11 protein-coding genes are annotated in these 13,440 nt (G+C 34.0%); 10 read left to right on the top strand and 1 reads right to left on the bottom strand.

Annotated features, from left to right (window positions below; translation table 11 throughout):
- The first annotated feature begins 128 nt into the window (after positions 1–128).
- From ACQ654_RS23830 to ACQ654_RS23795, 8 genes are all read left to right on the top strand, one after another.
- Positions 129–317 carry a class I lanthipeptide gene (locus tag ACQ654_RS23830; protein WP_430412845.1) on the top strand — a complete coding sequence of 63 codons (189 nt, stop codon included), beginning with the start codon at positions 129–131 and terminating at the stop codon, positions 315–317.
- 47 nt (positions 318–364) lie between these two features.
- On the top strand, positions 365–616 hold the full coding sequence (locus tag ACQ654_RS23825) for a hypothetical protein (RefSeq protein WP_430412844.1): 252 nt from the start codon (positions 365–367) through the stop codon (positions 614–616).
- Between the two features lie 295 nt (positions 617–911).
- On the top strand, positions 912–1,325 hold the full coding sequence (locus ACQ654_RS23820; protein WP_430412843.1) for an HYC_CC_PP family protein: 414 nt from the start codon (positions 912–914) through the stop codon (positions 1,323–1,325).
- Between the two features lie 101 nt (positions 1,326–1,426).
- Complete coding sequence (locus ACQ654_RS23815; RefSeq protein ID WP_430412842.1) at positions 1,427–5,140, top strand: efflux RND transporter permease subunit; 3,714 nt, start codon at positions 1,427–1,429, stop codon at positions 5,138–5,140.
- The gene (locus ACQ654_RS23810; protein WP_430412841.1) at positions 5,130–6,353 is read left to right on the top strand and encodes a TolC family protein; all 1,224 of its coding nucleotides are present in this window, start codon (positions 5,130–5,132) and stop codon (positions 6,351–6,353) included. Before ACQ654_RS23815 ends, ACQ654_RS23810 begins: the two co-directional genes overlap by 11 nt.
- 666 nt (positions 6,354–7,019) lie before the next feature.
- Positions 7,020–7,148, top strand: a complete 129-nt coding sequence (locus ACQ654_RS23805) for a hypothetical protein (protein WP_430412840.1) — start codon at positions 7,020–7,022, stop codon at positions 7,146–7,148.
- Positions 7,108–7,686 carry a hypothetical protein gene (locus tag ACQ654_RS23800; RefSeq protein WP_430412839.1) on the top strand — a complete coding sequence of 193 codons (579 nt, stop codon included), beginning with the start codon at positions 7,108–7,110 and terminating at the stop codon, positions 7,684–7,686. The genes ACQ654_RS23805 and ACQ654_RS23800 overlap by 41 nt, the downstream gene beginning before the upstream one ends.
- Positions 7,673–7,897, top strand: a complete 225-nt coding sequence (locus tag ACQ654_RS23795; protein ID WP_430412838.1) for a hypothetical protein — start codon at positions 7,673–7,675, stop codon at positions 7,895–7,897. Before ACQ654_RS23800 ends, ACQ654_RS23795 begins: the two co-directional genes overlap by 14 nt.
- Here ACQ654_RS23795 and ACQ654_RS23790 read toward each other — a convergent pair.
- Positions 7,894–8,268: a helix-turn-helix domain-containing protein gene (locus ACQ654_RS23790; protein ID WP_430412837.1), complete on the bottom strand. Its 375-nt coding sequence runs from the start codon at positions 8,266–8,268 to the stop codon at positions 7,894–7,896. The genes ACQ654_RS23795 and ACQ654_RS23790 overlap by 4 nt on opposite strands.
- A gap of 1,338 nt (positions 8,269–9,606) precedes the next feature.
- Here ACQ654_RS23790 and ACQ654_RS23785 point away from each other — a divergent pair.
- Together ACQ654_RS23785 and ACQ654_RS23780 are read left to right on the top strand one after the other, a co-directional pair.
- Positions 9,607–10,002 carry a LytR/AlgR family response regulator transcription factor gene (locus tag ACQ654_RS23785; protein ID WP_430412836.1) on the top strand — a complete coding sequence of 132 codons (396 nt, stop codon included), beginning with the start codon at positions 9,607–9,609 and terminating at the stop codon, positions 10,000–10,002.
- Positions 10,003–10,366: 364 nt separating this feature from the next.
- Complete coding sequence (locus ACQ654_RS23780) at positions 10,367–13,435, top strand: hypothetical protein (RefSeq protein ID WP_430412835.1); 3,069 nt, start codon at positions 10,367–10,369, stop codon at positions 13,433–13,435.
- Positions 13,436–13,440: the final 5 nt, after the last annotated feature.

Below are 13,440 nucleotides of genomic sequence, written 5' to 3'. Positions count from 1 at the left end.
ATAACCGACAACGGAGTAAAACGACCAACAAACAACTAAAAACAAGTACACTACTATTTTTTACGGCAAAACCGTACTGCATTCCTATTAGTTTTGTTTAATTTAAATGATTGCAAACCTACCTATTCATGAAAAAAAGAAATCTAAAGAAATTAACAGTCAATAAAAAAGCCATTTCAAGCTTAACGCACACACAAATTAAAGGTGGAAATTTCACCGAAAATAACAGATGTACACTTGAGTGTATAAGACCAGAAACAAACGTATTAGATACTTGTATTCAATGTAATACAAACTATACGGTATGTATTTGCTAATCACACCTAATTTAAACCAAATTATTAATCATATAAAATTATTCATCATGAAGAAAAAAAAGTTAAAAAGTCTAGACATTAAAAAATCAACAGTTTCTAACCTAAACAAAAGCACACTTACTGGAGGTGCGCTAGTTCCAAACACACACTATGTAGTATGCGGAACAGGACCACAAACCATTATTTGTACATTCAATTGTACGTTCAACTGTACATTCCAACTTGGTTGTGGTACTTACAACTCTCAAAACCGTTGTAAAACTATTGAAGTAGATCCGAGCACACTTCCTATCTGCTAAGAGATAGCATATAAGTGAATTTACCAGTTATAAAGAAGCTGTCTAAAAAGTCATCATTGCGAATGAAATGAAACAATCTGTAAAATTTATGTTATTGATTTACAGATTGCTTCGAAATCAATAATTTTTCGTAATGACATTATTATTGACTTTTTAGACAGCTTCTTTTTATGTTTTAAAATACTTCTCGATACAAAATTCTTTCAGAATTTCACGCGAAGCGACCCAAAAGCACTTGCACTGAGCGAAGCAGAAATGAAGCCATCCAAAAAAAAATCGTACTTTTACACTTTAAATGCAAAAAACTATAAAACATACAAGTTCATTTGTATTAGCACTACTTGTATTGTGCTCTACATTTTCATTCACCATAAATGAACATATCTGTGGTGGACAAAAAATGAGCATGGCTATTGGTATTCCTGCTGAAAACTGCGGTATGGAAATGGAGCAATCGCCTTCTAACATCACAACCATACAACAAACACCGTGTTGTAATGATATCAGTACCTTCATACAAGGACAAAACGAATTGCAGTCTAACTACAACGATATTTCGTTTACTACACAAACATTCATAAAAGCATTTGTATATAGCTACATATACATTCTTCCTGCGGAAGATCAAGAAAAAGCAGTATACAAACCGTACATTCCACCGCCGCTAATAAAAGACATACAGCTACTTAGCGAGACTTTCCTAATTTGATTTATACGTTACAAACGTTGACTTTCCAATGAATCTTTCATGTTGGAAATACAACGACATTACTTTTCTAGTATTATTTGTACGTATAAATATAAACACTCATGCTCAATAAAAGCATTCAATTTTTAATACATCACAAGCTTGTTGCTGTACTACTACTCGTTGTCATCATTGGGTTTGGACTCAGCACAGCGCCATTCAATTGGAACTTGGGAGCATTTCCAAAAAATTCAGTTGCCGTAGATGCTATTCCTAACATTGGCGAAAACCAACAAATCGTATTCACCAAATGGCAAGGTCGTTCACCAAAAGATATTGAAGATCAAATCACCTATCCGTTAACTACAGCATTAATGGGAATTCCGGGTGTAAAAACGGTTCGAAGCTCGTCTATGTTTGGGTTTTCCAGTATTTATATCATATTCAATGATGATATAGATTTCTATTGGAGTCGTAGTCGAATCTTAGAAAAACTAAACGCGCTACCAAGTTCGCTATTACCCGAAAATATACAGCCAACACTTGGACCTGATGCTACAGGACTCGGGCAAATATTTTGGTACACCTTAGAAGGTAGAGACGAAAACGGAAACGTTACAGGCGGTTGGGATTTGCAAGAATTACGAAGCATTCAAGATTACTATGTAAAACCTGCATTATCTAGTGCAGCCGATGTATCGGAAGTAGCTTCTATTGGTGGGTATGTACAAGAATATCAAATTGATGTAAACCCAAATATCTTAAAAAAATACAAACTCTCACTAACACAAGTTGTCAATGCGGTTAGAAACACCAACAAGGAAATTGGTGCAAAAACCATTGAAATCAATCAAGCAGAATATGTAGTGCGTGGTTTGGGATATATAAAATCAATTACAGACATTGAAAACGCGACCATTCATTCGGAAGGTTTTACTCCTATTCGTATAAAAGATGTTGCAAAAGTATATCTCGGTCCGGCCGAAAGAAGAGGAATTCTCGACAAAGAAGGTGCGGAAGTAGTTGGTGGCGTTATCGTAGCTCGCTTTGGCGCGAATCCGATGGAAGTCATCAACAATGTAAAAAGTAAAATAGCAACTATTGCAACTGGTTTGCCTACCAAAACACTAAAAGATGGACGTATATCACAACTAACGGTGGTGCCTTTTTACGATCGTACGGAGTTGATTGAAGAAACATTACACACACTAGAAGAAGCCTTATCCTTAGAAATACTCATTACGCTCTTAATTATCATCATCATGGTGTTAAACCTAAGAGCTTCCATACTAATTGCAAGTGTTTTGCCAATTGCTGTGTTATTTGTGTTTATCACGATGAAACTCGGAAATGTAGATGCTAATATTGTTGCCCTTTCGGGAATTGCCATTGCTATTGGTACCATGGTAGACATGGGAATCGTCCTTATAGAAAACATTACACGACATCTTGAAGAAGATTCTGAGAATACGCCCATAAACACGCTTGTATACAAAGCTACTTCGGAAGTATCTGGCGCCATTCTCACGGCAGTGTTAACAACCATTGTGAGTTTTATTCCAGTATTTATGTTGGTTGGTGCCGAAGGAAAACTATTCAGTCCGCTTGCCTACACCAAAACGATGGCATTGGTTTCTGCAATCATTGTCACCTTGTTTATATTACCAGCAGTAGCCGCTTGGGTATTTGGCTGGAAAAACACTTCGCAAAAATTGAAATATGTATTAAATGGGATGCTTATTTTACTTGGTGTCTACGCAATTGCAAATGGAATTTATTTAGGAATTGCATTGCTCATCTTTGGAATTACAAACCTTGTGCAGCTACAAAAAGTCATTACACAGCTTATTGCAAAACGTATACATATTATCACAGCAATTACAGTATTACTAATAGTACTCACCAACTATTGGCGACCATTAGGGCATACCAACAACTTAGCAACAAACTTTCTATTTGTTGCGGTAACCTGTATCGTAGTCATTGGTACATTTCTAGTATTTATAAAATATTACGAACAAATGTTACGTTGGGCATTGGCAAACAAATTACTATTCTTAAGCATTCCTTTGGTCATTTTAGTTGCAGGTTTTCAAATATGGCGAAGCACAGGAAAAGAATTCATGCCAGCATTAAATGAAGGTTCATTTTTACTCATGCCAACTTCGTTACCACATGCGGGAATTGCCGAAAACAAAAAAATACTCCAACAATTGGATATGGCAGTCGCCAACATTCCAGAAATTGAAACGGTAGTTGGAAAAGCAGGACGTGTAGAAAGTGCTTTAGATCCTGCGCCATTGTCTATGTATGAAAATATTATTATATACAAACCAGAATATATATTAGGTGAAAACGGAAAACCACAACGTTTTAAAGTAAACGAGGAAGGTTTGTTCATTACTGCGTCAGATCGAGTGGCGCGAGGTACGAGTGTTGTATCGAGATCCAATGTTCAAAACATAAAAAAAGAATCATTAATCCCAGACAAAAACGGAAAACTCTATCGCAATTGGCGACCGCATATAAAATCGCCAGATGATATTTGGAACGAAATTGTAAAAGCAACAAAACTCCCAAGTATTACAGCTGCACCAAAGTTGCAACCGATAGAAACACGTTTGATTATGTTGCAAACAGGAATGCGTTCGCCAATGGGAATTAAAATAAAAGGGCAAAGCTTGGAAGAAATTGAAGCTTTTGGTTTGCAATTGGAAAGTATTCTAAAAGAAGTTCCTGGTGTAAAGAAAGAAACTGTTTTTGCAGAACGCCTGATTGGAAAACCATACTTAATTTTAGATATCAATCGTGATGAAATTGCGCGTTACGGATTGTCCATAAAAGCGGTACAAGACATTTTAGAAGTTGCCATTGGCGGAAAAGTAGTAACACAAACCATTGAAGGACGCGAACGTTACAATGTACGCATTCGGTATCCGCGCGAATTGCGTTCTAATCCTAGTGATATAGATAATATACGTGTTCCGTTGCCAAATGGAGCTGAAATTCTGCTCAAAGAAATCGTGACAATCGGTTACGAAAAAGGACCACAAATGATTAAAAGTGAAGATACGTTTCTAGTCAGTTATGTATTGTTCAACAAACAATCAAATGTTTCGGAAGTTACGTTGGTAGAAGAATTGCAAACCATCATTCAAAATCAAATTGACAATGGAAGTATAATCGTTCCAAAAGGCGTCAACTTTGAATTCTCGGGAACGTACGAACAACAAGTCCGTGCTGAACAAACCTTACTCATTATTGTACCAATTGTATTAATCATCATCTTTTTAATCCTGTATTTTCAGTTTAAATCGGTAGCGACTTCCTTTTTCATATTTGCAGGAATTGCTGTCGCTTTCGCTGGCGGATTCCTTATGATTTGGCTCTACGGACAATCGTGGTTTTTAGATATTTCCATCTTTGGTACCAACCTGCGCGAGTTGTTTCAAATTAAAACTATCAATTTAAGTGTTGCAGTTTGGGTAGGATTTATTGCCTTGTTCGGAATTGCCACCGATGACGGCGTTATTATGGCAACCTACTTGACACAATCGTTCAAAAAGAGAATTCCGAAAACGAAGAAAGAAATTCGCGAAGCAGTTGTTTTTGCTGGAAAAAAACGTATTCGCCCGTGTTTAATGACAACAGCAACCACATTATTAGCATTAGTACCAATTCTGACCTCTACAGGTCGCGGAAGCGATATTATGATTCCGATGGCAATTCCGAGTTTTGGCGGCATGTTAATAGCATTAATCACACTATTTATTGTGCCCGTTTTATACAGTTGGCATCAAGAAAGTAACCTAAAAAACAATACACATGAAGCATAAACTGATCTATTTACTAAGTTGCTTTTTGGTTGTACATATCGCCAATGGGCAAACGCTTGCGCACTATCTGGCGGAAGCCGAAAAAAACAGCTCAGAAATTTTAGCCAAGCAATTTCAATACGAAAGTGCGTTGGAAAAAGTAAACGAAGTTGGTAGTTTGCCAAACACACAATTGGGCGTTGGTGTATTTGCACAAGCTGTAGAAACGAGAGTTGGACCGCAAAGAGCACGCTTTTCGGCAAGTCAAAAAATTCCTTGGTTTGGTACGCTTAACGCGAAAAAGGAAAGCGCAAAACTATTGGCAAATGCAAAAGAAAGTGAAATTGATTTCTTGAAAAGACAGCTTTCACTGAATGTGAAAATTGCGTATTATGAACTGTACACGTTGCAACAACAACAAATAATTACACAGGAACATGTTGAAATTTTAGATACGTATGAAAAGTTAGCGTTGAACGAATTAGAAAACAATCGAACCAATATGGTTGATGTGCTAAACATTAAGATGAAAAAGAATACGCTTTTACAACAATACCAAGCGATTTCGGAAGATATTCGAAGTAAAAAGGTTCGGTTCAATTTGTTACGAAACAAACCAATTCAGGATGAAGTTTTAGTGTTAGATTCGTTACAAATAGCAAAAACACCACAATTTGAAAACGATGAAGCCATTAGGCAACATCCAAGATTGCAACAGTTGGAACATATGCAAAATGCATTGCAACAATCGGAAATAGTTGCCAAAAAAGAAGGAAATCCGTCTATAGGTTTTGGGCTAGATTATGTGTTGGTCTCTGAACGATCGGGCATTTCATTACCAGATAATGGAAAAGATATCATTATGCCAATGGTTACCGTTTCGATTCCTTTGTTTAATAAGCGACATATTGCAAAGCAAAAACAATTACAGTTGGAGCAAGAAGCCATTTCGCAAACGAAAATAACCATAAAGAATCAATTATTGATTGCCTTAGAAGATGCAAAAAATAAAATGATGAATGCACAAGAAAGTATTCATACACAAGATGAAAATATTCTTCAAGCTAAACAAGCCAAAGAAGTAATTTTAGCGGCATACCAAACGGCAAAAATGGATTTTGAACAATTATTAGCGTTAGATCAATTAAAACTAGGTTTCGAATTACAAAAAGTAACTGATGTGCAAACGTATTTTACCAATACTGCCATCATTGACTTTATAACACAAGAATAATAATATAAAAAAAACATATAATATCACAGAAATGATTGTAAACAATGAATCAAGAATCATTAAATTTCTAATGAAAAAGTTGAACATATCTAGGTTTCTTCTTTTATGCAGTGTAGTAGCATTGATGCGTTAAAAATTTCTGAACCCACAACATTCCAAAATCTAAGTTTTCCATCAAAGATATTATATCTTTTGGGGAATACTTAGAAAACAATTCTGAATTACTTGAAGCAAGCTAAGTAATACAAACCGTAGCACAACTAAAATATAGTTGTACTACGGTTTTTTTATATGTGTCATTCTAAAAAAACTCTTCAACGAGCAGTCAAAACAAACTCAATGAATTTTAACGAATTTCTAGGAACAGTCAAATAGTAGTCTAATGACAGTCAAGATATATCCAATTGTCTAATACTAAAATTACTTTTGCTCACTTGCGGAAATCCGTAATGTTAAAAACTATTTTATGCGTATAAAACTTTAACTCTAGTAAAAACCATACTTATTTTACGGGATAACTGTAAAATATGAAAATCCTCTTTAGTACTTTTGTTTTCAATTATTTATGTTGATAAATTAAGAATAAATATTCTATTTACATTAGTAGAGATTATGAGTTTTATGATAAATTTCTTTTAGAAATTTTAATCATATAAACTTATTATCATGAAAAGACTATTTATATTTTTTGCATGCTTATCAATTATTGCATGCACGCCGACAAATGTAGAAAATGAAACAGAACAATTCGGAATTGATAAAGAAGAAGTGGAAAGTCCTGACGATAGAGACTAAGCTACTTTTATCAATTTTTGGTGCAATAATAGTATTATCTTTTATTGCACCTTACATTCACATACCACTTAGTAAAACATCAATAGTAAAAGTATTTGGGTTTAGAAATTTAAGATCATTTATGTATGCTTCGGGTACTCCATATTCTCTATTGGTTTGCTCATTCTTACTGATACTAGCATCAAAATATATATTTGAGAGCGTACCAAAAATTTTCTTTAAAATTTGCGGTTTGGTATTTTTATACTCTTCAATATTTCAATTTATTTGGATATTTTGGGCAGCCACTGATTTACCTAAATCTGCATACTATAGCTCCATAACTGTTCTTAGTTTAGTTCCTATATATATTATTAATAGATTGTATAATAAGTATCAAATAGGAATAGAAAAAACCAAGCAAACTATAAGAAACTTAATTTCTTTTCTATATTCTTTAGATAAAAAAGGATATGTTAAAGATGATCGATTAAACGAATATCGAAAAGAAAGAACCATCATTACACAAGAAACTATTTTAGAAAATGAAAACTCATAATGACAAAATAAGAAATTCTGGTTATATAGAAAATTCAGACTATGAGGTTTATTTACAAGATATAAGGCTCTTGACAGATCAAATGGAAATTGAGCAAGAAAATGAACTTAATAGATTAGCAGCTAAAATAAGGGAACTAATAGATTCAAAATTTGAAGGTAATAAAATAAAGGCAACTAATTTTTATAAATTAATGAATAGAAATAGTTAAGCTTTATTTAATATATCTATAGCTTTTAATGCTGCAATTTTCTCCACCATGTTGGAAAAAATAGGAATTTCCATAAACTTAGATTCATTATTGACTATATACAAAGCGATTTCTTCTTCGGAGAAATCAGATAGTTGCTTTTTTCCATTTACATCATTGATAAGCATACATTCGGAATCTCTAAATAACCAAAGCGGGTTTATTTCTTGGCAGTTATCTAATATTCCATTGATTATTTTATCTCCAGCATTTTTTTTACCAGTTAGAACATCACTTACCATTTGAGGTGTAATTCCAATTTTTTCAGCAAACCCCTTTTGTTTTAGATTATAAAACTTTAATATCTCTTTTATTTTTTCTTTTATATCCATTGATAAAATTAAAATAATGAATATTTTATACAATATCAGTTGATTTTATAAAATAAAACATTATATTTGTTTTAGTTAAATAGTCTTTTACTAGAAAAAGAGCTTATGATTAAAGTTTCTCCTGATTTTTAGTATGGAGACAAATTAAATAGGACTATCAACTCTATTTTAGTATTCTTTTTACGCAACTAAGATAGTAAAAAACTAAGATAGTCCTATTTTCAAGTAATAAGAGATAAAGTAAATAATTATTCCTATTCCCTAAGATTGTGTTGCATATAATTTTGGACAATGGGACAAGCCGCCCTCCTTTTTTAAAGCGTCGGCTTATTTAATTTTATATGTTATGAAACATAAAGGATGTATTTCAATAGATTATGGTTAGTACAACTATTTAAATCTACACTATTGTTGTTGCCTCATTCAAAATAAGGAATCATCACATTCTCCCTTTTAGTGTGTTTCTTTTATTTCTTTATTTGAATGATGGATAACAAATAATTAAAAGAGAGTATGTAATTTAAAAAACCATGTAATACGATGATATACTATTTTAAAAGAAAACGATATTTCTTTAATATTTTCTTGATACGCTAACAACTTATAGCGTATACTAGTGACAAATACTGTAGAAATGTTTTACTGAAGTTACCTATACGCGACCTCAATTAAGTTAATAAAAATATCTTACAAAGACTTATAAAGAACCTATATGGATGCAAAACAATTTACATTTTTTAAAGGGTTTGTCATTGGCTTTTGCCTAGCTGTTGGTATTGTACTAGTCTTTATTGGAATTATATATGTAGTTTATATAAGATAAGAATGGAAATTTTATAGATGATTGATTTTACTAGACATCACTACAAAGGGGAAAACATTATACTATAAAAAGGGGAATTTTCCTGTTGTATAGTTCTTTGAATTTTGAGATGTATCCATTAGCTTTGACATTATTTAAAATACTAATGAGATAATCATTAATTTTAAATACGTACTCATAAAATCTAAGAAAATGAAGTTATTTTCGTTATCGGTACAACTGCCTTACAACACTTACTCATTTACTGCAATGACAGAATTACAGTTAAAATTATATGCAAAAACTAGCTATTTTTTAACATTTTTGCATGCACTAATTATCTATAATCACGGGAGTGAAGACTATATTTTAGTTTAAAAAAGCTGTTTTTATGTTAAAAATCAACGTTTATTAAAAAAATGTAACGTTTACAAAAAATAGTTGTCAGATATATGAAAACTATTTTTCTTTGTATAGAAAACAGCCACTTTACTCACCGCCCCATTGCTTAAAACGTAAAACTGTAATGCATAAAAATGAAAAAAAAACGAATCGAGAAACAAACGGCTAAAGATCAAAAAAACAACATTCGTATTGGAACCAAGCATAAAGGTAGGCATGTTTCTATAAAAGATATTATTTACTTAGAAGCAAGTGATAATTATACCTTTATTTACCTTGCTAGTGGAGAACGTTTGTTGAGTGGTAAATATCTAAAGTACTATGCTGATATTCTTTCCAACAAAGAATTTATTCGTGTTCATCGTTCTTTTTTAGTGCATTTACTTCATGTACGAGAATATGAGAGTAAATATCGGTTGTTACATCTGAGTGACAAGAAAATTTTATCGGTTAGTTACAGAAGAAAATCAAGAGTTTCCAAGATTATTAACAATAAAGAATTCCTCTACGCTACACAAGAAGTAGCATAAAATTAAAATTTAAAGAAAAATCACTAAAACAATTACATTTATGAAAAAACAATTGGTATGGATGTATCTATTGTTGTTAACACCTTTTGTCTACGGACAGACAGGTAACATACTACAGTATGACACACCCGCGGTTATTCCTCAGGCTCCTGAGGTATCGTCTTTATTACGCTACAGCGAAGTTCCTGTATCATATTATAATGGAATTCCCAATGTTGGCGTTCCTATCTACACCCTACAAGGGAGAGAACTTTCAGCACCGATTAATCTATCATATCATGCAGGCGGACATCGTGTATCTGAAGAAGCAGGCTGGGCTGGCTTGGGTTGGAATCTATCAGCAGGCGGACAAATCACCAGAACGGTGCGCGGACGGATGGATGATAAAATTCCATATGGTTTTATCCATACGGATTACACAGTAGATATTGTACGTAGAACTTGTGATCCACACCCAGGAGACCCTCCATTGCCTTACAATAATTCTTGTGAATTTTATACAGCTCAAAGTAATGGATATAATTTTGATTTTGAGCCAGATGATTTTAACTATAGTATGCTTGGTAGATCTGGTCGTTTTATGTTTAGTCAGGATCGAAGTACTATAACCACAGGCAAAATCATTCAATTTCCCAATAAAGACGTAAAAATTGAACCTACCTTTGATACAGGTACAGGAAATATTATCTCATGGGAAATCACAGATGCCAGCGGAAATATATTTAAATTTACTAAAGGAAATATCTTTTATCAATCTAACACTTTTCAAGATATCAATGGATTGGAATTTCCAAATGGCGGAAACAGTTCTGAGAGTTATACCGAGACATGGGATTTAATATCGATGACCAGTCCCAATGGAGATATTATTACCTTGGAATATGATCGCCCAATACTTCCGAATCATATAGCAAGTGACCCTTATAATGATGTAACAACCACTAAAGGTTCAGAATCACTTATTGTATTTGATGGGAGACAAGAAACAGGTAGTCAGCAACAGACACCTAACAGTCATATTATAGCCTATTCGGTTGTCTACAGAAGCTATACATTGCTTTCTAAAATCACCAGTAGTAAAGGTTCGGTAGAATTTGTGCGTGCAAGTGTAGATCGTGAAGATACGCAATCTTCTAAACAGCGTTTGGAGCATATAAAAATATTAAATGCCGCTGGCAATGAGATTCAGCGCGTAAGTTTGGAACATTCCTATTTTGAAAGTACTCCAAGTACAGAGAATGAGTTTGTTTTGACAACATCAAACGGTTCCATTCCTGCCAATACAGCTAGTTTTTTAAGTAAGCGAATGAAACTAGACAGGGTTATTTTTAAGGGAATGTACGGAGGACATAATACAGCTGATGATTATAGCTATAGATTTGGCTATAACACAGATGTGAAGCTTCCGCACAAACGCTCACAAGCACAAGATCATTGGGGCTATTACAATGGCGCAACTGCTAACAATAGTTTAATCCCACATATAAACTTTATTTCTAATCGAGATGCCAATCCTGCCTATAGTTCGGCATGTGTCTTGAATAAGATAACTTATCCTGAAGGCGGCGTGACCAAACTGTTTTACGAAAACAATCGTGGGGATGTAAAAAATGTAGATATTCCTCCTTACCGAGAAGAAGAAGTAAAAGTGGAGGCGAAACCAAATTATCCATATACTATTGTAGAAAATGGATCGGGAAATACCTATACCTTTACAAGTACCTTTAGTATTTCTAATAATGCTAAGTCAAGTGTCATTGATAGTACGAAAACGCAGGTAAGCTTTGTTGGTTTTTCAAATCGATGTGACAATGAAGATTCATTTTATGGAACTCCAGGTGATCAGGTATGTGATTTTATGACCTTTACCATTACCAATACCACAGATGGAGTTTTGGTGCATAGCGGTTCTATTTGGGATCATGGATTTATTGAACTAACCAAAGGAAAAAACTATGAACTAGCGATAGAGATTATTGACACTTTTGATCAGTACAATATGTCAGAGCATAGTAGTGAGTTAACTGTAAAATGGCTTGAAGAAAACTTAAATCCACCTGACCCTGACTCGTTTTTTGATTATTTTGGAGGACTTCGCGTGCAGGGAATAAAAACCTATGATAAAAACAAGCTAACGGCTTATAGAAGCTTTGAATATGCTTTTGGATATATTTTAAGCCAACCTGAATACTTCTCTATATCGACAGACAATGTTCAAAAGTTTGTCTCTCAAAGCTGGGTACCATTACTGACAACCCAATCAGGATATGTAGGCTATGGGCAAGTAAAGGAACTTATCCATCCAGTATCCATCGAAACTGGGTATAGCACTCTTGGTAGTTCCACTTCTGAACCTCGTGAGATTTTCAGAAAATATTCATTTTTCAGTGATGTTGATGGGGAATTCTTTAATATTCCCTTTCCAGGAGTACCTTTTACTTTTGAATGGATGGCAGGGAATCTCTTACTAGAAAAAGTAGAGGATAAAAACACCACACATCATCAATATCTAAAAATAGATAACTATCAAGTAGATAATGTTCAAGGGATTGCACTCAATAGAGAGATGCGTTTAGCGTACTACAGTCTTGATAACTTGAATAAAATGCAGACATGTGCTTTATCAAATGTATGCTCATTAGGTAAACATCTTTATACACTATCTTCAGGACAATGGCTACCTAATAAACAAATAACTGTTTCCAAGGAAGGTACACGCGAATTAACACAAGAAACGGAAAGTTTATACGAAAGTATTCCCAATCATCATAATCCAACCAAAACGATTACTACCGATAGTAAAGGAGATGTATATGAAACTGTAATTCGCTATCCTTTTGAAGAAAACCATGCAGGGCTTTTAGCTGCACACAGGCTCAATACGCCGCTAATCACTGAGCAATACAAAGGTACGGAGCTTATGCAAACAACCAAGATGAATTTCTCGGTCTTTGCAGGTACGGTCAATAACCTTAGTAACTTACTTCCCGCTTCAATAGAAGGCGCAAAGAAATCAAACGCATCAGAAGAGCGTGTAACCTATCATGATTATACGCCGTATGGACAACCGCGTGAAGTCTCCAAAACTGATGGAACACATATTACGTATCTATGGGGCTATAATTACAACTATCCGATAGCAAAGATTGAAAATACGACTTTCACAGAGGTAAATGCAGTTATCAATGAATCAAGTATTCAGAATTTAACAGGTTCAGCTCTTGAATCGGCATTATCAAATCTTAGAAGCTCATTGCCAAATGCAATGGTAAGCACTTTTATCTATGAGCCTATGATTGGCGTGATTCAAACTAGCGACCCAAGAGGCAGAAACACCTATTATCAGTATGATAGCATGGGACGCTTAAAATATGTGTTAGATCATGAGCAGCATGTACTGAGTGAGAATAATTATCATTATAAAAACAATTAAAAACT

The organism is Kordia sp. (genome assembly GCF_965283645.1).
Lineage (GTDB): Bacteria > Bacteroidota > Bacteroidia > Flavobacteriales > Flavobacteriaceae > Kordia.
The sequence above is the reverse complement of the archived record's forward strand: the minus strand, read 5'-3'. Positions and strand labels throughout refer to the sequence as shown.